Source organism: Methanomicrobiales archaeon HGW-Methanomicrobiales-1, assembly GCA_002839675.1.
Classification (GTDB): domain Archaea; phylum Halobacteriota; class Methanomicrobia; order Methanomicrobiales; family Methanospirillaceae; genus Methanoregula.
Window position 1 is genome coordinate 783781 of sequence record PGYM01000001.1, and the last position, 19124, is coordinate 802904.

At 50.4% G+C, this 19124-nt stretch carries 22 protein-coding genes and 1 tRNA gene; 16 read left to right on the top strand and 7 right to left on the bottom strand.

Annotation, left to right across the window (positions count from 1 at the left end; genetic code table 11):
* Nucleotides 1-135: 135 nt before the first annotated feature.
* The 4 genes from CVV30_04075 (at nt 136) to CVV30_04090 (ending at nt 3482) form a co-directional block, all read left to right on the top strand.
* Nucleotides 136-627 carry an amino acid-binding protein gene (locus tag CVV30_04075; GenBank protein ID PKL70537.1) on the top strand — a complete coding sequence of 164 codons (492 nt, stop codon included), beginning with the start codon at nt 136-138 and terminating at the stop codon, nt 625-627.
* A complete protein-coding gene (locus tag CVV30_04080) occupies nt 624-1610 on the top strand; it encodes a homoserine dehydrogenase (protein PKL70538.1) in 987 nt (328 codons plus the stop codon). Before CVV30_04075 ends, CVV30_04080 begins: the two co-directional genes overlap by 4 nt.
* Nucleotides 1594-2700 (top strand): sugar-specific transcriptional regulator TrmB, encoded by a 1107-nt coding sequence (locus tag CVV30_04085; GenBank protein ID PKL70539.1) that lies wholly within the window; start codon nt 1594-1596, stop codon nt 2698-2700. Before CVV30_04080 ends, CVV30_04085 begins: the two co-directional genes overlap by 17 nt.
* Before the next feature lie 374 nt (nt 2701-3074).
* Nucleotides 3075-3482, top strand: a complete 408-nt coding sequence (locus tag CVV30_04090) for a type IV pilin (protein PKL70540.1) — start codon at nt 3075-3077, stop codon at nt 3480-3482.
* Between the two features lie 373 nt (nt 3483-3855).
* Here CVV30_04090 and CVV30_04095 read toward each other — a convergent pair.
* The 3 genes from CVV30_04095 to CVV30_04105 form a co-directional block, all read right to left on the bottom strand.
* A tRNA-Leu gene (locus CVV30_04095) sits at nt 3856-3940 on the bottom strand.
* A gap of 52 nt (nt 3941-3992) precedes the next feature.
* Nucleotides 3993-5807, bottom strand: a complete 1815-nt coding sequence (locus CVV30_04100; GenBank protein ID PKL70541.1) for a potassium transporter Kup — start codon at nt 5805-5807, stop codon at nt 3993-3995.
* Between the two features lie 68 nt (nt 5808-5875).
* A complete protein-coding gene (locus CVV30_04105) occupies nt 5876-6910 on the bottom strand; it encodes an AI-2E family transporter (GenBank protein PKL70542.1) in 1035 nt (344 codons plus the stop codon).
* Nucleotides 6911-7028: 118 nt separating this feature from the next.
* Here CVV30_04105 and CVV30_04110 point away from each other — a divergent pair, with 118 nt between their 5' ends.
* The gene (locus CVV30_04110) at nt 7029-8534 is read left to right on the top strand and encodes a cation transporter (protein ID PKL70543.1); all 1506 of its coding nucleotides are present in this window, start codon (nt 7029-7031) and stop codon (nt 8532-8534) included.
* 247 nt (nt 8535-8781) lie between these two features.
* Nucleotides 8782-9987 carry a TraB family protein gene (locus CVV30_04115; GenBank protein ID PKL70544.1) on the top strand — a complete coding sequence of 402 codons (1206 nt, stop codon included), beginning with the start codon at nt 8782-8784 and terminating at the stop codon, nt 9985-9987.
* Between the two features lie 119 nt (nt 9988-10106).
* On the opposite strand, the gene CVV30_04120 is transcribed toward CVV30_04115, so the two are convergent.
* Complete coding sequence (locus CVV30_04120) at nt 10107-10451, bottom strand: hypothetical protein (GenBank protein ID PKL70545.1); 345 nt, start codon at nt 10449-10451, stop codon at nt 10107-10109.
* Between the two features lie 167 nt (nt 10452-10618).
* Here CVV30_04120 and CVV30_04125 point away from each other — a divergent pair, with 167 nt between their 5' ends.
* Entirely contained in the window at nt 10619-11320 is a 702-nt protein-coding gene (locus tag CVV30_04125) for a hypothetical protein (GenBank protein ID PKL70546.1), read from the top strand.
* Nucleotides 11321-11365: 45 nt separating this feature from the next.
* On the opposite strand, the gene CVV30_04130 is transcribed toward CVV30_04125, so the two are convergent.
* The 3 genes from CVV30_04130 to CVV30_04140 all read right to left on the bottom strand — a co-directional run bounded on the left by CVV30_04130 (nt 11366) and on the right by CVV30_04140 (nt 12856).
* On the bottom strand, nt 11366-12064 hold the full coding sequence (locus CVV30_04130) for a TIGR00266 family protein (GenBank protein PKL70547.1): 699 nt from the start codon (nt 12062-12064) through the stop codon (nt 11366-11368).
* Nucleotides 12065-12121: 57 nt separating this feature from the next.
* Nucleotides 12122-12400: a hypothetical protein gene (locus tag CVV30_04135; protein PKL70548.1), complete on the bottom strand. Its 279-nt coding sequence runs from the start codon at nt 12398-12400 to the stop codon at nt 12122-12124.
* A 237-nt stretch (nt 12401-12637) separates the two neighbouring features.
* Nucleotides 12638-12856, bottom strand: a complete 219-nt coding sequence (locus CVV30_04140; GenBank protein ID PKL70549.1) for a hypothetical protein — start codon at nt 12854-12856, stop codon at nt 12638-12640.
* A gap of 47 nt (nt 12857-12903) precedes the next feature.
* On the opposite strand from CVV30_04140, the gene CVV30_04145 reads away from it, so the two are divergent.
* From CVV30_04145 to CVV30_04185, 9 genes are all read left to right on the top strand, one after another.
* On the top strand, nt 12904-13101 hold the full coding sequence (locus tag CVV30_04145) for a hypothetical protein (GenBank protein ID PKL70550.1): 198 nt from the start codon (nt 12904-12906) through the stop codon (nt 13099-13101).
* 196 nt (nt 13102-13297) lie between these two features.
* The gene (locus CVV30_04150; GenBank protein PKL70551.1) at nt 13298-13840 is read left to right on the top strand and encodes a cobalt-precorrin-6Y C(15)-methyltransferase; all 543 of its coding nucleotides are present in this window, start codon (nt 13298-13300) and stop codon (nt 13838-13840) included.
* Nucleotides 13831-14436, top strand: coding sequence for a cobalt-factor II C(20)-methyltransferase (locus CVV30_04155; GenBank protein PKL70552.1), 606 nt, complete (start codon nt 13831-13833; stop codon nt 14434-14436). The genes CVV30_04150 and CVV30_04155 overlap by 10 nt, the downstream gene beginning before the upstream one ends.
* Nucleotides 14423-15157, top strand: a complete 735-nt coding sequence (locus CVV30_04160; protein ID PKL70553.1) for a cobalt-precorrin-4 C(11)-methyltransferase — start codon at nt 14423-14425, stop codon at nt 15155-15157. Before CVV30_04155 ends, CVV30_04160 begins: the two co-directional genes overlap by 14 nt.
* On the top strand, nt 15154-16026 hold the full coding sequence (locus CVV30_04165) for a cobalt-precorrin 5A hydrolase (protein ID PKL70554.1): 873 nt from the start codon (nt 15154-15156) through the stop codon (nt 16024-16026). The genes CVV30_04160 and CVV30_04165 overlap by 4 nt, the downstream gene beginning before the upstream one ends.
* Nucleotides 16010-16795 (top strand): precorrin-3B C(17)-methyltransferase, encoded by a 786-nt coding sequence (gene cobJ / locus CVV30_04170; GenBank protein ID PKL70555.1) that lies wholly within the window; start codon nt 16010-16012, stop codon nt 16793-16795. The genes CVV30_04165 and cobJ overlap by 17 nt, the downstream gene beginning before the upstream one ends.
* The gene (locus tag CVV30_04175; GenBank protein PKL70556.1) at nt 16743-17408 is read left to right on the top strand and encodes a precorrin-8X methylmutase; all 666 of its coding nucleotides are present in this window, start codon (nt 16743-16745) and stop codon (nt 17406-17408) included. The genes cobJ and CVV30_04175 overlap by 53 nt, the downstream gene beginning before the upstream one ends.
* Entirely contained in the window at nt 17405-18412 is a 1008-nt protein-coding gene (locus CVV30_04180; GenBank protein PKL70557.1) for a cobalt-precorrin-5B (C(1))-methyltransferase, read from the top strand. The genes CVV30_04175 and CVV30_04180 overlap by 4 nt, the downstream gene beginning before the upstream one ends.
* Nucleotides 18409-18993, top strand: a complete 585-nt coding sequence (locus CVV30_04185) for a cobalt-precorrin-7 (C(5))-methyltransferase (GenBank protein ID PKL70558.1) — start codon at nt 18409-18411, stop codon at nt 18991-18993. Before CVV30_04180 ends, CVV30_04185 begins: the two co-directional genes overlap by 4 nt.
* Nucleotides 18994-19124 lie beyond the last annotated feature (131 nt).

Genomic DNA, 19124 nt, shown 5'->3' on the forward strand with positions numbered 1-19124 from the left:
GCCGGTTTCCTTTAGAAAATAACAATCGGGGATGTTTTTTTCAGATAGCATGGCTGTGTAAAGCCTGTACGCAAAATAAAAGACTTATCTAAATAGCCGTGCTACTACTGGTCTGGTGGTTTTGTGCAGGTCTCCATGAAACTTGAGATGAAGGATTCGCCGGGCCAGCTGGTCGCGGCCTTAAAGCCCATATCCGATGTTGGGGGAAATATTATCGCGGTTATCCACCAGCGGGAACCCGATTCGGATCATGGCACTCTTGATGTCCAGATCGTGCTCGAACTACCGGAAGGGCACCTGGAAAAACTGGTTGAACTTCTCAAGGAACAGGGAGTCCATATTCAGCGCATTGGTGAACAACGCCTGCTCTACAAGCGGACGGTCATCCTGATCGGGCATCTCATGCACACAGATCTTTCCGATACCATTGACCAGATTGACTCCACCGGCTTTGCTGAGGTGAGTGAGCTTTCCATGAGTATGCCGGCAGTAAAAGACCGCTCATCATCACGCCTTACCATCAAATCGGTAAGCAAAGAAGATATGGAAGCCGCTCTCGCAATCCTGCGCCGGGTATCCCGGCATAAATCCCTGCTTCTCATTGAACCGCTGGAGGAGATCGCATGAAGATTGCTTTAATTGGCCTTGGCTCTGTGGGACGCGGCGTGGCAGAAATGATCACGAAAAAAGATCTGGGCCTAACCATTACCGGGCTTGCCGATTCAAAAAGCGGGGCAATGGATTCTGGCGGGCTTGACATACCTGCACTTCTTTCAAACAAGAAGAAAAACGGGTACTGCGGGGACAGAAATCTTACCGCATTAGATATCATAGAGAAAGCCGAGTATGATATACTCGTTGAGGTCACACCGACAAATGCACTATCGGGAGAGCCTGCAACCGGATATATAAAAGCAGCCCTTGCCCGGAAAAAACACGTTGTAACTTCCAATAAAGGCCCGATCGCGCTAAAAAACAAAGAACTCCGTGATATGGCGCACATGAGTAACGTGGCACTCCGGTATGAAGCCACGGTTGCCGGCGCGATTCCCGTAATGCATACCCTGGAGCAGGGACTTGCCGGTAACGAGATCCTTGCGCTCTACGGTGTCCTCAACGGCACCTGTAACTATATCCTCACCCGCATGGCCGTTGAAGGTCTTACCTATGACCAGGCCCTGATGGAAGCCCGGGAGATGGGGTACGCTGAAGCGGACCCGACCTATGATGTCAAGGGCATCGATGCAGCGATCAAACTGGTGATTCTCGCAAACACGATCTGGGGAAACGGCGTAACATTGAATGACGTTGACTGTACCGGCATCGATCTCCTGACCCCGGATGCCCTCCGTCTGGCCGAAGATGATGGGTGCACGATCCGTCTTATTGCTGAAGCGATTCCCCGCAAGCGCATTCTCCGTGTTTCACCCCGTATTATTAAAAAGAATCACCCCCTGGTCGTTGAAGGCACGTTAAATGCCCTGACCATCGAGACCGATATGGCTAAAGAGATCACGCTCATTGGCCGGGGTGCAGGATCGGTCGAGACGGCAAGTGCGATCATCGGAGACATCCTGTTTATCAGGGATCATTATGACCGGCGTACTTGAACACCGGCGCGAGTACCTGCGCCTGATGCGACAGATTACGCTTGACAAGGGATTTTTTACCGTCACCGATATCCACGCCGCAGCAGATATTCCCCGCAGCACCGCACAGGACTGGGTGAGCCGCCTCCTCCGTGAAGGATGTGTCTTCCTCCGCGAAGAGAAGCGGGGAAGAAATGCAGCACGCTATGCCGCATTCAGTGCGATCCCGTCCAGTACCTGCCGTCGGATATTCACCACCGTGGATGGCGATAATGTCGAGATATATCACGATTGTATGAGTGGTGCCTGTGCCGCGTTCTGCGGGCACCATCATTCGCTTGCCGGGGGAGTATTATCCCACGTCGAGAGAGACGGCACGCTGCTCAGGGAATGTGCCCGTACAGGATACCGGGATGTGCTGGTTGGCCTTATGCCCCTTCCGGCAGTCGGAGTGATTGGTGTTGAGCATGTCGGCGATTCTATTGTCCAGAAGATCCGTTGCATTGGCGGCCCGGCCTATTCCCTGTCCGATATGATGGCCCGGGCCGAAGGGGTGACCCGGGTCGATACTCATCATAACGGTCACATTGTGGAAGGCGATGTCTGGACCCGGGCAATGGTCCACGTGACTATCGGTATCGATGACACCGATACAAAAGAGGGTGGTGCAACCTTTGCGCTTGCCCTTGCCCTGCTCTCGCACGTGACCCGGATCAAAGGCGTACTTCCTATCAGTCATCATGTTGCGATGCTCAACCAGGATGTGTTTGTAAAAACTGCGGGCAATTCCGCAAGTTTCATCGAAGTTGCAGTTATTCCCGAAATGCTTGACGAACTATCCGATAAGGTGCGGCGGTTTGTTGCAGATGAATCGCTCTCCCCGGAATGGGGTATTGCGGTTCGTACCGGGCTCGGAGTTCCGGAACAACTGCGGGAATATGGCAGGCTAGTGCGTGAGCAGGTGATTTCCCGTACAATTGCCGAAGCTACGGCAGAGCAGTTCGGGATTTATCTCTGGGGGGGCAATGGGGTGATCGGCGCACTCGGTGCAGTGGCCCTTGCCGGACTTCCCCATGAGATCCTTCTGGATCCAGCGAAGAATGATTTTTGATTATTTCCAATTTCGGACAAAAACAAGGGAATATCAAAATTGATTCATAATTTTGAAACGATTTAAAATATTATTGGTTGACTGGCAAGAGATTCAATTTTGACCGTTTCCAATATTTTAACCATCTTGTTCAATTCTGCACCATAAAACGGTTCAATGAAAAAAGTGTCTCATGGATTTCTCATATCGCCATCCGGGGAAAATATAATATTCGCACTAAAATAAAAATAAAACCCATTGATTTACTGCTGCTTTCATAGTCTGGCTTGAGTAAAATGCGAAAATCGCATGCAAAATACTATATACAAAAATGATGCATAATCAGAATATACATTGTCATGTCCATCTTTGGGCATTCTCTAGGTGTTTGAATTATGGCGTTTACAAAAAAGAATGAAGAAGCAGTATCACCGGTCATTGGTGTGATCCTCATGGTCGCAATCACGGTGATCCTCGCAGCGGTTATCGCTGCATTCGTGTTCGGCATGGCTGGAAATATCAACAAGACAAAGGTTGTTTCGGCAACTCTGAGCAGGGTTAATACAACTACTGTATCAGCGGTTTACCAGGGAGGACAGGACTCTGGTTCGCTTACCAGTATTCAATGGTCTGTGAATGGTGTTGATGTCGCCGCCAATGCTGGTGGACTTCTATCACAAGACCCCAAAACCCTTAATATCGGTAATACAACCAGATTTGCTGCCGCGGCCAATTCCAAGATTATTGGTGTCGGGAAGTTCACTGACGGTTCAGAGCAGGTATTGATCGATACCACCCTCTAATCCGATAATTTTTTTTCGTTTTATCAAAACATTGTTATTCTGATTTCTTTTCACGTTATAGGTGAATAGAAATAACCTATCATTTTTTGTTATATCCCAACATTAATTCGATTTTTGGTTATCCATATTCATGCGGGATACGCTGAGGAGAAATTACCTGTTCGGAATCCTGAAACACTCAGGTAATTTTCAGATTCTCATAAAATGGCAAGAGTGTAAAAATAGTTACTAATCAGTATATCTTCTTCTTGTGCTTCGCGCAATTGATGACAATCCATTTACTACTTCGGGTGCTCATAGGATCGACCGGAAAGTAAAAAATAAAGTCAGAATTACGATTCTGTACCCATGAATTAATCTAAAAAAAATCCAATGCGAGGGAAGGGATTCGAACCCTTGAACTCCTGCAAGACTGGACCCTAAATCCAGCGCCTTTGACCTGGCTCGGCAACCCTCGCTCGCCGGGTTATATTTGTGCTGGTGTGATATAGAAATTATTGCTAAAAAAAATTACATCTCCACCCGTGTCACCACACCATGGATCTTATCGGATGGCAGCTTGTAGAACTGCACAACGGAAGGAGACAGGCGTTTTATCGCTGCAAAGATACGCCAGACCACGTGGGTAGTTATGATATCTTCCATGCCATAGAAGATCGTCTTCTCTTCGATCTCAGCCTCTTTTAAGATACTGCCGATATCCACAATCTCCATGTAACCCAGATAGATCTCAAAGATCGAGAGGCCCTTGGTGATTTCCCGGGTGACTCCCCAGGTCACGCCAAACGGCTGCTCGGTTCGGATGATTGAGATGATGATATTGTCATCGTAGACGATATTATTGGTAAACATAATCCGGGGAACATATTGCGGCAGCTTGCGGAAGTCCCGGGCAAAGAATAACGCCGTACCAGAGATCCTGTTCACCGAAGTATAGATCTTATCGAATTTTACTAAGAAATCATCGAGCGGAATCGGGCTTAATGCTGCAGCGAGTTTCTTCTGGCCATGGACATAGATCATGATGATGCAGAACGGGATGAACGCGATCAGCAGGGACCAGTAACCTCCAGAGGGTATCTTGTGGAAATTGGAGAGCAGGAATATGATATTAATACAAAAGAGACTTGCCGCAAGCATGGTCTTGACAATTTCGCCCCGGGCAATCAGGATCCAGGTGATCAGTAACCCGGTGATCGCCATATCCCCGCTCACTGCCAGTCCATAGGCCATGGTGAGATTATTGGATGATTTAAAGATAATAATGACAACCAGTACTGCAAACAGGAGGAGCCAGTTCATAATATCAATATAAATCTGCGAGCGAAGCTGGGGGGAGGTATATTCAATCCGCAGGAGCGGCATGATGCGGGTGGTGATGCCCTGGTACACAATCGAAAACAGGCCGGAAATCATTGCCTGCGAAGCGATAACTGTTGCAGCAATACTCATAAGCAGGAACGGGATATAGAGCAGTTGACCATAGGTAAACACCATCTCAAAAAGGATATTTTTTGCACCGGGATGGGTCATAAGGAAAGCACCCTGTCCCAGGTAGTTACACACAAGGGCAATAAAAACAATATACCACGCCTTGATAATGGGCTCTCTGCCGAGGTGGCCCATATCTGCATAGAGTGCCTCTGTACCGGTAGCACATAAGATCACGGAAGAAAGGATCAGGAATCCTTCAAGCCCGTGATGGAGCAGGTAGTTAATGCCGTACATCGGGTTTATCGCGAGAAGAACTGACGGCGCAGAAAACAATGAGAACAAGCCGAAACCCGCAAGAGCGATAAACCAGACAACCATTATCGGGCCAAAGGCAAAGGCTACCCGTTCTGTACCCCGCGCCTGGAACATGAAAAGGCCGATTGCAATAACAGCAGCAATGATCATTATAGTCATCTGGGTTGTGCCTTCAAATCCCGGTATCAGGAGCACACCTTCGACTGCAGAGAGAATACTGATTGCCGGGGTGATAACGCCGTCTCCGATAAACAGCGAAATCCCTATAATTGCAATGAGCGAAACAAAAGCAACCTGGTTTCCGGATTTTAACATCGGGAGCAGGATCTCCTTGAGCACAATTGTTCCCCCTTCACCTTTTTTACCAAGGTGCATGGCAAGGAATGTATATTCAAGGGTGACCAGCAGCGTGAGGGTCCAGATGATCAATGACAAGATACCCATGATATTCTGCGGGGTAGGGGGAATGAGGTAAAAGATTGCCGCGAGTGCATAGATGGGACTGGTCCCGATATCGCCAAACACAAGTCCCATGGACTTGATTATTCCGGAAAAAGATACAGGGCCGCTTGTCATTCTTTATTATCTGTCGTCGGAAATAGGGTATAATGCTTTCCCTTTAATATCCTCAGATGATTACCGGTTTATTGCCGGCCATCCCCAAAACAGGATAAGCCGCGTTCTTTTCTTTCTTCGGTATACATCCGGTAGCTGGTAATGAGAAGCACAATGATAAGCGGGCCCAGCACAAAACCCGCAAGCCCCATGGTCAGGAGTCCCCCGATAATGCCGATGAACATGATCACCGGGTGGATCTTGACCCTCCTGCCGACAAGGACCGGACGGACATAGATCTCAGGAACGAGAGATACAATAAGATAACCGAGGAAAAACAGGATTAATACCCCCCGGAAATCCCCAATCGCCTGGGCATAGGCGCCAATAAGGATAAACGCGACGGATGATCCGATGATGGGGATAAGTTCACAGAATGCAGCAAAATATGAGTAAAAAATAATATCGCCATAGCCAAGAAGATAAAAAACCGGGATTGAAATGAAGAACGTGAGGACCGCAATGGCAACCTGGACATAATAAATTGCATATAATGTGTCCCCGGTGGCATCGGAAAGCCGGTTTACATATTTTTTTAACACCGCGGGCACGTGATAAATAATTTTTTCCCTGAGTTCTTCACCCTTTAAAAACAGCATAAACAAAGTGAAGAAAAAGACGAACATCTTGAACAGGATAATTGGAAGGTAGGTGATCAGCGTTTTCTGGTAATCGACGAATAATCCTGTTCCTTCCTGTAACAGGCCGGAAAGAGTTGTCTTGCTTAACGGGATACCGTATGCCATGGGATTGGTCAGGGGATTATTGATCCAGTTGCCGATGGTGATAAACATCTGGGAGAGGGTAGCAGCATGTTCAGAAAACATTGCCAGCGTGATCAGTCCCATCACGCAAAAAACACCCAGCACTGAAAGAGTCATCACCGATGCCGAAATCCAGGGTCGCATATGGCGCGACAGCTGGTGATGGAGCGGAATGAGTACGATTGCCAGTGATGCACCTAAAAGGACCATATCCATAATTGACCAGAATACGATAAATGCCACAATCGTGAGAATGATCAAAATAATGGACGGGAACTGGTCGGTTCGGATACGGATCATGAATGATCTCCTATTGTGCAGGATGGGAAATTAATAGGTTCGTCCCGTTGTTTTGTTGTTCAACATCAGAAATCGATACCCATAACACTAATAACCGCCCAATCACCTTGGTTATCAGATGAAGCGCATCGAGCATATCGCCATGATCGCGCACGACATGGGACTGATCTTTGAGTTCCTGGGTGTCGTATCACTCCTGCCATTCCTTGTGCTCGTAATCTTTCAGGAGTGGGATCTCATCCTGCCCATGGCAAGCGCACCGATCGCTTTTATCCTGCTCGGGTATCTTATCTCGCACATCCCCTACCAGGATCTCCAGCCCTCCTCTTCTGCAACTCTTGCTGCCGTTGCCTTTTCCTGGCTTGCAATTGCATTGATTGGAGCACTCCCGTTTGTTTTCGGGCTGCACATGAGTTATGTGGACAGTGTATTTGAGGCAATGTCCGGTTGGACCTGTACCGGCTTTACGATGATTACCTCGCTGGACACCACCCCGAAAACTTTGCTCTTCTGGCGATCCTTTACCCAATGGATCGGGGGTATCGGTATCATTGTGTTTGGGATTTCCCTGCGAAGCAAGACCCGGTTGTCATTGTTCCGTCTCTACCGTGCGGAAGGCCGGGAAGAGGAACTGGTTCCTGCTTCCGTATCATCCAGCCGGCGCATGTGGATGATCTATCTTGTCCTGACCTTTGCCTTTACCGGGCTCATTATGCTCGCGGGAATACCTCTCTGGGATTCACTCAACCTTGTCATGGTAGCAATTGCCACCGGGGGATTTACCCTGCATGCCGGCAGCTTGACCTATTACAATAATCCTCTCCTGGAAATCCTGCTTATTCCGGTTATGCTTGCCGGAGCAATTCCTTTCAAAGTCTTTTTTTTCCTGTACCATGGGAAAATTATCAATATGCTGCGGGACCCGACGGTCAGGATCCTGCTGCTCATCGCGGTGGTGGGATCGGTAATCACTTCTTTGGATCTGTTTTATTTCGGAAACCTGCCCCTCACTACGGCATTCCGGCAGGGCGTTTTTACCGCCGTATCCGGTCTCTGCACGTGCGGTCTCCAGAATTCAAATCCTCACCTCTGGGCTGCAATCCCGATTGCTGTCATTGCCATGCTGATGTTTATTGGCGGAGCCATGGGCAGTTCGGCCGGGGGAGTAAAAGTTAATCGTATCATGCTTATCGCTGACGGGGTGAAATGGTGGTTCCGCAGGTTCTTTGTCAGCAGTCGCGTGCTCGTCCCGTTAAAATCCGGGGGACGCACATTATCCAAGGAAATCTCCGAACTCGCAATAACAAAGAACCTGCTCGTTGTGGTATTGTACGTCATTACCATCTTTATTGCAACTATCGTGACCCTTCACCTGTATATTACCTCATTCCGGCTGGAGGAGGTAGTTTTTGAACTCGTATCTGCGTTAAGCAACGTTGGTCTCACCGTGGGTTTTATCAGCGCAGCAAGCCCGGTCACGATAAAATGGATTTTTATCCTGCTGATGTGGCTGGGGCGACTGGAGATTGTTCCCGTGATCATCATTATTCTGGGTATTGCCCGGGAGATCGAGATCGATATCAACCACTCATCCCAGGATCAGGACAATATACCCCGGCATTAATCCCGGTAGAAAAACCATTTTGTTCATTTTATCTCTTTAATCCTGCATTTTATTCATAGGGATGACACAATGCAACCGCCATACCTTGCCGATTAACGGTCTCTTAAAATCTGCGCGTGACGGGACAATTCGGTCCAGATTCCGTTCGGAATTGCGACAGACCGGATAGTATTTTCTGGATCCTATGATTCCCATGCCTATTCTTAATCACCCCCCAGCACCAATACTGGTGACAATACGGTGGTAAATGGCCGAAATAAAAATAATCGGAACTGCGCATGTCTCGCAGCAAAGTGTCGATGAAGTGCGGGTTGCTATTGATGAATATTTACCGGATACGGTTGCGATTGAACTTGACCCGTCACGCTATGCTGCCCTGAAAAAACAGGGTCGGGATCCTTCGGTCAATGATGTACTTGAAGTCAAAAATTTCAATACCCTTCTTGTCCAGTGGCTGATGGCATATCTCCAGCGCAAGATCGGTTTTGATGTCGGTGTTGAACCCGGCGCTGAAATGAAAGCGGCAATCGAAGTAGCAGAGCAACGCGGCATCGCCATTGCCCTCGTGGACCGCGATATCCGTCTCACGCTCCTGCGGTTCTGGAATGCAATGGGTTTTCTGGAAAAAATGAAGATGGTCTGGGCCCTGATCACTTCGATTGCGGAGATTGACAACGGTGAGGCGATCGATATCGAGTCGCTCAAACAGCAGGATGTGATCGATATGGTCATGGTGGAGTTCCGTAAGTTCTCTCCCAACGGGGCCCGTGCCTTAATCGATGAGCGGGATGCCTATATCGCCCACCAGCTGGTCCTGTTAAAAGTCCAGCGCCCCGAAGGACGCATCCTTGCAGTGGTTGGGGCCGGACACCGGCAGGGCATTGAGAATTATATCCAGAACCCGGCAAGTCTTCCCCCGTTTGATTCGCTCACGCGGGAACCGAAATCATTTCCCTGGGCAAAGCTCTTTGGTTTTACCGTTACTGCGCTGTTTGCATTGCTGCTCGCCGCAATTGCGTTTTCCGGCGTCGGTCTGGGAGTGTTGCTCTACGCATTCCTTTTCTGGGTAATCATTCACGGTGTACTTGCGGCAATAGGAACTCTTGCGGCCGGTGGACATCCCTACACGGCACTTGCGAGTTTTTCCGTGGCATGGATGACTTCGCTCAATCCCATGCTTCACTCCGGCTGGATTGCAGCATTTGTGGAAGCCAAAGTCAGGAAACCACCGGTATCGGATTTCCGGAAAATTTATGACGCCCAATCCCTCACCGACATGGCAAAGATCCCCCTGTTTAAGGTGGTACTGGTAGCTGCCCTTACCAATCTTGGCAGCCTGCTGGGCACGGTGCTGTACTTTATCTTCGTCTTTCCCGTGCTCGGTATCGATCCGGGTGTGGTCATCTCAACCGGTCTCCATAACATGTGGACCTGGATCATTCACCTCATCTGATTTTTTATTTTGTGAAAAAAGTTGAGATAAATCTTTTTTATCAGAGAAATTTTAAAAAAAGATTTCCTTCCCGGAATTTGAAAGTTTGTCATACCGACCATCATCCGGAAGGTAAAATCTTATTTTTCTTTCTGCAACTGGGCGATTTCAAGATCGATCCAATCCTGCACCACGAGTTTCATATCATTTTTTGTCATACCGGGCTGGTATCTTACCCGGATTTCTACTTCGAGCAGATCAAGGACTGGTTGTACCTGGGAAAAGTATGCCTCCGGAGTAGTAAATCCTCCGCACTTTTCCACGTAAAGAAGAATGAACTGGTTGAGATGGTTCATCTCATCCGTTTCATCGAGGATTCGTTCAAGGGTAATCCCTCCGGAAAATTCTGAAGCAGAGGTATCTCCTGCGGGTGCCGGGGTACTGCAGGAAGATGCTGAGTCGGGAGGAATCTCTTTTTCTGTCACGTGATTTTCTCCTGGAATGATGAAAGTACAATTGCCTTAACGGGGTGCATGCGTCTAAAAAATGTCTTGTTTTTCAGAATAAATACATTAGTGTATTGATAATTCTGCCAAATCTTTATTGTACCAGCGCGCTTTGATAGGTTAACGCACATGGCACTGGTGAAATAATGTCAAGTTCGGCACTGCTGGTCATTGAAGGGCTCTGGTGGACTCCGGAGCAGAAACCCAAGCGACCTTCGGTCCTGTTGTTTTTACAGGGACTGGAAAGTTTTCAGGGAGATTTCAATATCTATTATGCGAATTTTTATGAAAAGATCGGGTTCCGCCGGGCGCTTGAGGATGACCTGACCAACACCAGCGAGGACCGGCTTTTCTTATACGTGGCAGCCCACGGGACCGGTAAACGGATTGGCGGGCTGAAATCCAAGACCGGCATGAAACTTCCGGCAATGTTCAAGGCCGTGAAAAACGCAGCGAATTATTCCAATATTGAAGGAGTGCTGATAGGTTCGTGCAGTGTTGGCAATAATATCGATGATTTCATCTCGACCACAAAAAATTCTCATATTGCATGGATCTTCGGGTATACCTGTGAGATCGGGTGGATGGCGAGCACGCTCATCGATGTCTCGATCTTCGAGCATCTTATGGCTCTCAAAAAGAGCGATCTCAAGAGCAGGAAAAAAATTCTCGATGCCTTTGAAAAAGCGCTCAGCCGTTTCAATGGCGATTATATCCTCTGCAAGGGAAAAACAAAGAGCATTCCCTTAAAAGACGCGATAACCCTCGTGGTGCAACCCCGTGTTATCGGATGCAAGGCACTGGATGAGACAGACGCCCTGATTGAGCGACTCGGCTGGAAAAAATAATCCGGGGTTAATAATCCGGTTCCTTACTAAAAAAACCGGAAAAAATTATACTGGTTTTACTTTTATTTCCGGTTTGGGCAGGAACGGGATGATCGAAGCGGCGATCTTGACAATATCCATGGACTGAAGAACAATTTTTCCCGGGCCGGTAAGCGTCGTGACAAAGAGACCTTCGCCGCCGAACAGTGCCGTGGTGATACCGCCGGCAAGTGCGATATCATATTTGACCGTGTCTTCAAAACCGACAACGAGACCTGTCTGCACTTTAATGACCTCGCCGGGTTTCAATGTCATTTCTATAATATCCCCGCAGCAGTGCAAAAAGGCGGTGCCTTCGCCATTCATGCGCTGGAGAATAAACCCTTCACCGCCAAAAAGGCCGGCCCGGATTTTTTCGGTGAATGCGATGTCCAGTTCAACCGATTCCTCGCAGCAGAGAAACGAGTCCTTTTGTGCGATGAACTCTTTTCCCGGCGCAACGTGAACCGTGAAGATCTTACCGGGCATGGAGCCGGCAAACGAGACAAATCCCGCCGCGTTCTGGGATATGAACTTGGTCAGAAAGAGACTCTCGCCAATCACCGCCCGCTTTAAGCCGGAGATGATCCCGCCTTTGAGCTGGCTCTCCATGATCATCGAGCCGCTCATGTTCACCATTGCCCCGGCCTCGGCAAAGACGCCTTCGCCCGGCAGCAGGTCGATCTTTGCCATCTGCAGGTTGTTGCCTATGATCTCGAATTTCATAATGACTGGTACTGGTTTTGTTCCGGAGAGGTGAAATGTGTTTGGGATTTTTCCGGGTCAGGGGATTTTTTTTAAAATTTTGTTGTGGAGGAAATCTTTCAAAATTTTCCATGATTTTTTTTGAAATTCCGGGAAAAAAAATTGTTGCTCTACCGGATTTTTAAAATTTTTGTTATTCCTGAAAATTTTACAAAACAAAAATACAACAACAATCCGTAAACCAATTCCGGAAATATACCCCGGGGGGATACAATAAGCCCGGGCCTGGATCAGGTTCGGTAAGCGCGAATCCTGATAATGGAAAGGGTGCCGGGACCTCAAGTCAACCGGGTTCATTTTGGGCGTATTTTGCCGTTCCGGGGTTCTCATTTTCCGGTTCCAGTGGAAACAGTGCCAACAGTTACGGAAAATACTGTTATAAATGAATATTTTCAAAAAATACGCGATTTAATAAGAATAAAACCGTGCAATTTAGCGGGCTTTAAATCGCCCCGGTTTTTCCGGTGGGGTAATGGCAGGTGAAATTTAAAAGAAGCCCTGTTTTGGGGGTGCCGGGATCCAGGCCATTGCCACTTACCCCATCACCAGGGCTGCTCCCATAAACCCCTCATCCGGGCTCAAATTGCCCCCGGATTGCATCATTTCCGGTACCCGACCGGCCAGTTCCGATGTTTTTCCGGCCAGTTCTTTTGAGAAAATCTTATTTTGAATCCGGATAAGGAAACGGAATGTTTTGCGATGAGGGCGACCGGCCAGTCCTGTGCAGTTTGGATTGAGGATCTCCGAACGCACTTTGGGGCAGGTGATTCGGCAGGAAGACGAGCAAAAAAACCCCTGTTTTGAGGATCGGATATTCCGGCCCGGTGGCCCCGGGTGATCTGCATTCCGTCCGATTTACTTCTCCGTCGGAGACCTGTTCCCCGAACAAGAGCCCCGGCCCCCAAATTGACACGAATTCATGGAAAAACGACACTATTGTTTTCGGAAAATCGCACAATGAGCCCCGTTTTGCTGGATTCAGGGTTATCGGGCTCTAAAAAAAACGCTAATAGCATCAATTGGATGGCCGATCGTTTTTCGGATTAAGGACCGTTAGTGGAAAATGAAAAAAAGGCCTGTTCTGGTCATCGTACCCATTAATTACACCTCCGTTCTCGCGGTAATATTGCAGATATCGATATTGACCCTCGTTAAAACAAGCCTTAATACCATAACGCAACCAAACTTGTGCAGATGAACGGGACAAAACTTGCCGGAGGCCCGACCCAGGATGAGATCATGGCAGTTTCACTTTTCAAACTGGGACTCCTCAGCACCGACACCGTCCTTGAGATTGGTTGCGGTACCGGCAAGGTCTCGGTTGCGATGGCAAAAACCGCAAAAAAAGTGTTCTCGCTTGACAAGCGGACAGAAGCGGTATCGCTTGCAACAGAATCTGCACAAAACGCAGGTGTACATAATATCGAATTTTTCTGCACGGACGCTTCGGATTTTCTTAAAGAAGAGCGGGTGTTTGACTGCGCTTTTCTTGGCGGCACGCAACACCTTACAGAGATTCTTCCCGTAATGGCAAAAAAAGTAAAGCGGACGATCGTGATCAACGCGGTGATGGTGAGTACGCTCGAACGGGCGGTGACAGCCTTAAAAGAACTCGGGATATTTACTGAAGTTGTGCAGGTGCAGGTCTCGCGATCGTACGATATTGCCGGCAGCATCATGTTCAGACCGATTGATCCTGTCTATATCATTGTTGCCCGGGGTGCTGCATGCTCGTAGGTCTTGGCCTTGGGCCCGGCAACCCGGAACTTCTCACGCTCCGGGCAGTCCGGCTCCTCAAGGAAGCGGATGCAGTTTTTGTCCCGGGCCGGATAGCACACGACCTCGTTGCCCCCTACCGGGAACCGGTCATGCTCGATTTTCCGATGACCGATGATGAAGCAAAGATCCGCAATTGCCTTAAGGAAAACGCAAAGAAGATCGCTCCCGTGGCAAAAGACGGTCTTGCGGTCTTTGGCATCCTGGGCGATCCGAACTTCTTCTCCACGTTCTCCCGGCTCTGCGATGTCATTGACGAGACCCATCCGGGCATTGAGTACCGGACAGAACCCGGCATAAGTTCCATCACCGCGTTTGCCGCGGCTTCCGGTGTTTCAATAAACGAAGGGTTCTCGGTCTCGGACGGCACGGTCTCGGATACGAAGATCCTGCTCAAGGTTCGCAAGCCAATGGAGAAAGCCGGCCAGCTCCGGGCCGAAGGTTACCGGGAGTTTGTCCTGGTCGAGCGGATGTTTTTTGAGGATATGAAAGTCTACCGGAACGATAATCTTCCGGAGAAGAGCGATTACATGAGCGTGATGTATGCCCGGAAATAATCTTCAGAACGTGATCTGGTTTGTCGGCGCCGGTCCCGGCGATCCCGAACTCATAACCGTGAAAGGAAAATCTTTGCTTGACCGGGCCGAAGTGCTGCTCTATGCCGGTTCGTTAGTCAATCCCGCACTGGTCGCTTCAAGCCCCGCTGCTGAGAAGGTGGACAGCTGGGGCATGCATCTTGACGATATGGTTGCCCTCATGGCTGACCGGGTGAAGCAGGGAAAGCAGGTTGTCCGGCTCCACTCGGGCGACCCGGCCCTGTACGGTTCAATCGTTGAACAGATTGCCGAACTTAAGAAACACGATATCGCTGTCCGGATTGTGCCGGGCGTATCTTCGGTTTTTGCTGCTGCCGCCGCTCTCACAACTGAGTTCACCCCCCGGGGGGTATCAGAGACCCTGATCATCACCCGCCCGGCCGGAAAGACGCTCGAGAAGGATTACATTGCCGAACTCTCGCAGTACCCGGCTACCATGGCCTTCTTCCTGGGAAGCGAGCACTTTTTCGATATCACGGCAAAACTTGCCTGCCCGCCGGATACCCCGGCTGCGGTAATCTTCCATGCATCGTGGCCCGACCAGCAGGTCATCACCGGCACCGTTGCCGATATTGCCCAGAAGGCACAGGCTGCCGGCATCACAAAATCGGCCCTGCTCATTGTCGGTAATGCGGTCAGAGGAACAGAATCCGGTTACCAGCGATCGCACCTCTATTCATGACCGAGACTGTTGTTATTACGTTTCCCTATTCCCGTCCGGAAGCTGAGCGCATTGCCGCATTTCTTGACGCTGACGTAGTCGAATACTCGCCGGAAATTTTTGCTACCGTTTTTGTCGGGCGAAAACGGATTGTTGCCCTGATGTCGATGGGCATTGTTGTACGGAAGTTAGCATCGCTCTTACAGGACAAGTGGACGGATCCTGCGGTTGTTGTCGTGAGCCCCGATATGAAATATGCAGTGCCGGTACTCGGGGGTCATCACGGGGCCAATGCCCTTGCAAAGGAACTCTCCGGAATCGGAATTCAACCGGTCATTACCACCGCAACGGAATCGCGGGGACGGGACTCTGTCGAGACGATTGCTGAACGGACCGGTACGGATGTGCTGAACCGTAATTCCACCCGGCAGGTGAATGCCGCCCTGCTGAACGCAGATATCCCGGTGCACGCGGTCAAAGGGCCTGCGGTTGTGCTGGCCGGCCCGGATGTTTCCATTCTTCTGAATAAAGGTGAGTATACCGTTGGCATCGGGTGCCGGAAAGGTGTCACCTCCGCAGAAGTCGTAGAGGCGGTACTGGAAGCTCTTGCAGAGAATGCAATTTCTGAGACAGATATTTTCATCTACGCGACGACAACAAAAAAATTTAACGAGACCGGTCTGGTTGAAGCAGTCGGGATACTTTCTGGCAATTTAATATTCCTTGACGACGATACCATAAACGCACAGTCAGGGACAGGTCCCTCGCGGGCATCGAAGATCGGTCTTCTCGGTGTTGCCGAGCCCTGCGCCCTTGCAACGGCCCGGCGAAAAACGCTGGTCATGGGAAAGAAAGTTTACGGGAGAGTGACAGTTGCCATCGCACACTGAAGAGAAAGGAAGTCTTGCCATTGTCGGTCTCGGGCCGGGCAGGAGGGAATACATGACTGCCCGGGCGCTCAAAGCGATTGCTATGGCAGATTACGTGATCGGCAATGCCTCCTACCTTGAGCCGCTCGAACCGCTGCTTACCGGAAAGAATGTGATCCGGAGCTCGATGGGAAAAGAGGTGGAACGGGCACAACAGGCCATCGAGCTTGCAAAAACCCATGCCGTTGCGATCGTCTCCGGTGGCGATGCCGGCGTGTACGGTATGGCAAGTATCGTGCTCGAAGTGCTTGAGCACAGCGGCATCGAGATCAATGTGGAAGTAATTCCGGGCGTGACTGCGGCCAATGCCGGGGCCTCGAAACTCGGCTCGCCGCTCTCCGGTGATTTCGCGGTGATCAGCCTTTCGGACCTGTTAACCCCGCTTGAAGTGATCGAGCAGCGCCTTGACGCAGTCTTTTCGGTTGGCATCCCGGTCGTGCTCTACAACCCGAGAAGCCGGGGCAGACCGTATAATTTTGCCGTTGCAATAGAACATGCCCGGAAATATCTTCCGCCCGAGACTCCCGTGGCACTGGTGAAAAATGCCCTGCGGGATGAAGGCGAAGAACAGATTGTCACCACGCTCAATGACATTGAGCAGGTGATGGAACAGGTTGATATGCACACGACCGTGTTCATAGGCGGGAAGGAAAGCAGGATATGGAGGATGGGTAACAATGTCAAAGGAATCATCACACCACGCGGGTACCACCACAAATACGTATATTGATCCGGGCGCCGACACCCGGGAAGGTTATGCGATCTCACAGAAATCCCGCACGCTCGCCCGCGAGATGGTGGGAAACGCGACCGTTGAGGACCGGATACGCCAGCGCTGCTCCATCGCAGTCGGTGATTTCTCGATGGCTGACCTGCTCCGGTTCAGCAATGATCCTGTCCCTGCTGCACTCGGGGCGCTCAGGGCCGGTGCACCGGTAATTACCGATATCCGCATGGTGCAGGTCGGCATCCAGAAGAAAGGGCATATGAGCGAAGTGATCTGTGCGCTGGATTACGGTGCGGACATTGTAAAAGAACGGGGCATTACCCGGAGTTCTGCCGGGTTTATCGCCCTGAAAGAGCGGCTCCCCGGCTCCATTGTGGTGATCGGCAATGCGCCGTCAGCCCTGCTCATGCTCTGCGACTTTGTCAGAGCGGGTATCCGCCCGGCAGTCATTATCGGGACGCCCGTTGGGTTTGTCAATGCTGCGGAATCCAAAGAAGTCCTGCGAACTATCGATATCCCGTCCATCTCCAATGAAGGTACCCGGGGCGGCACGCCGGTTGCAGTTGCTGCCATCAACGAGTGCATTACCATCTTTATCGAAGGCTCAAAGGTATGAGAGATCCGGTTACCGGTTTTGAATATCCAGACGAATGGGTGGAACGGTGTACCGATCCGGCCCGGCTCCTGCTCGCAGAGCAGGGTCTTGCTGTTCTCACCTCTTCAGGAACCGTGCTCCGGCGCGGGTTTACCACCGGGACCACTGCGGCTGCTGCGTGCAAGGCTGCGATTCTTTCTCTCTCCGGTACTGTTATTACCTCAGTCCCCGTCCAGATCCCCCGCGGGCTTACGGTGGAAGTGCCGGTGGATGCCCGTGCAGGAAAATCCTCGTGCAAAAAATATGCCGGTGATTATCCAGCAGACCTGACGGCAGGTCTCGATTTTGTTGCCGAAGCAATTCCCATACCGGAAGGCATCAGTTTCCTTCCGGAGGAAGGTATTGGCAGGTTTTCCCGCGACACGCCCCGTTACCGGAAAGGAGATCCCGCAATCAGCCCGGCCCCTCTCGCGTGCATACTGGCATCGATACAGGAAGCCATTGATGAGCGGGGATTTCCGGGAATCCGGGTGATACTCCATGTTCCCCGGGGTGCAGACGTTGGCAAAAAAACCCTGAATCCCCGGGTCGGGGTGGAAGGAGGGATCTCGATTCTCGGGACCACGGGACTTGTCGAACCGTGGGACGATCATCTTGAGGAATCGGTCTGCGGCCGGGTTTCCGCGGCACAGAGCCCGGTGATTACTACCGGCCGGGTCGGTCTCCGGTATGCCCGGCTGCTCTTTCCAGAACGCGAGGTGATTCTTGTTGGCGGTAAGATTGGTGCTGCCCTTGATGCGGCACAGGGCGATATTATTCTCTGCGGGTTACCGGCCCTGATCCTCCGCTACATCCGGCCGCAGATACTTAACGGTACCGGGTTTTCCACGGTAGAAGAATTCGCGGCTTCACCTGCGTTCCTGCCGGTAATGCGCGAAACCCTTGCAGCATTTAAAAAGGAAAGACCCAATGTTCATGTAGTGCTCGTTGATCGTAATGGTGCGGTAATTGGGGAGAGTCCATGAAAATTGTTGGTGTCGGGTGCGGGCCGGGAATGCTGACGGAAGAGGCGATCCTCAGGATCGCAGAAGCAAAGACGATTTATGGTTCTGATCGCGCTATCGGGATTGCCCGGCCGCATATCCGGAACGGATGCGTGGTCAGGACTATCGATGATTTCAAATCCCTTCATACCCTGCCGGAAGATGCGGTTGTTCTTTCCACCGGAGATCCCATGCTTGCCGGCCTCGGGTACCTTGCCGGTGACGTGACTCCCGGTGTATCTTCTCTCCAGGTTGCCGCTGCCCGGTTGCATATACCCTTATCCTGCATATCGGTCGTAGTTGCCCATGGCAGGGGCCATGAAAAAGGCATGCAGGAAACCCTTGAAGAAGTGCAGCGGGGAAAAATTGTCTACCTGCTCGCTGATCCGAAATTCGATGTGGCGGAGCTGTACCGGAGGCTGGCGGTACAGAATTGCCAACCGCTCCGGATTGCGGTCTGCGAAAATCTTGGCTATCCCGAAGAGCGGATAACTTCCGGAGAGATTGCCTCGCCCCCGGTTCCCTCTGCGGATCTCTACTCGCTGGTTATTGGTAATTTTTGAAATTGTTCCCTGCCGGTATTCTGCCGGAATACAAAACCCGGTCAACAAAGCTTTTTTCCCTGTCAGATTGGATAAATGAATGAGGAATGAGTTTCTATGGATAAAGCCACCAAAACGCAGTTAAGTGTTAT

Excerpts from the sequence above, each read along its gene's own strand:
- CVV30_04130 (PKL70547.1), bottom strand. The coding sequence starts at position 12,064 with ATGAAATTCGAGATCATAGGCAACAACCTGCAGATGGCAAAGATCGAC.
- CVV30_04085 (PKL70539.1), top strand. The coding sequence starts at position 1,594 with ATGACCGGCGTACTTGAACACCGGCGCGAGTACCTGCGCCTGATGCGA.
- CVV30_04135 (PKL70548.1), bottom strand. The coding sequence starts at position 12,400 with ATGAACCCGGTTGACTTGAGGTCCCGGCACCCTTTCCATTATCAGGAT.
- CVV30_04110 (PKL70543.1), top strand. The coding sequence starts at position 7,029 with ATGAAGCGCATCGAGCATATCGCCATGATCGCGCACGACATGGGACTG.
- CVV30_04185 (PKL70558.1), top strand. The coding sequence starts at position 18,409 with ATGAAAATTGTTGGTGTCGGGTGCGGGCCGGGAATGCTGACGGAAGAG.
- CVV30_04180 (PKL70557.1), top strand. The coding sequence starts at position 17,405 with ATGAGAGATCCGGTTACCGGTTTTGAATATCCAGACGAATGGGTGGAA.
- CVV30_04115 (PKL70544.1), top strand. The coding sequence starts at position 8,782 with ATGGCCGAAATAAAAATAATCGGAACTGCGCATGTCTCGCAGCAAAGT.
- CVV30_04100 (PKL70541.1), bottom strand. The coding sequence starts at position 5,807 with ATGACAAGCGGCCCTGTATCTTTTTCCGGAATAATCAAGTCCATGGGA.
- CVV30_04090 (PKL70540.1), top strand. The coding sequence starts at position 3,075 with ATGGCGTTTACAAAAAAGAATGAAGAAGCAGTATCACCGGTCATTGGT.
- CVV30_04155 (PKL70552.1), top strand. The coding sequence starts at position 13,831 with ATGCTCGTAGGTCTTGGCCTTGGGCCCGGCAACCCGGAACTTCTCACG.
- CVV30_04160 (PKL70553.1), top strand. The coding sequence starts at position 14,423 with ATGCCCGGAAATAATCTTCAGAACGTGATCTGGTTTGTCGGCGCCGGT.
- CVV30_04175 (PKL70556.1), top strand. The coding sequence starts at position 16,743 with ATGTCAAAGGAATCATCACACCACGCGGGTACCACCACAAATACGTAT.
- CVV30_04105 (PKL70542.1), bottom strand. The coding sequence starts at position 6,910 with ATGATCCGTATCCGAACCGACCAGTTCCCGTCCATTATTTTGATCATT.
- CVV30_04125 (PKL70546.1), top strand. The coding sequence starts at position 10,619 with ATGTCAAGTTCGGCACTGCTGGTCATTGAAGGGCTCTGGTGGACTCCG.
- CVV30_04080 (PKL70538.1), top strand. The coding sequence starts at position 624 with ATGAAGATTGCTTTAATTGGCCTTGGCTCTGTGGGACGCGGCGTGGCA.
- CVV30_04075 (PKL70537.1), top strand. The coding sequence starts at position 136 with ATGAAACTTGAGATGAAGGATTCGCCGGGCCAGCTGGTCGCGGCCTTA.
- CVV30_04165 (PKL70554.1), top strand. The coding sequence starts at position 15,154 with ATGACCGAGACTGTTGTTATTACGTTTCCCTATTCCCGTCCGGAAGCT.
- CVV30_04150 (PKL70551.1), top strand. The coding sequence starts at position 13,298 with ATGAACGGGACAAAACTTGCCGGAGGCCCGACCCAGGATGAGATCATG.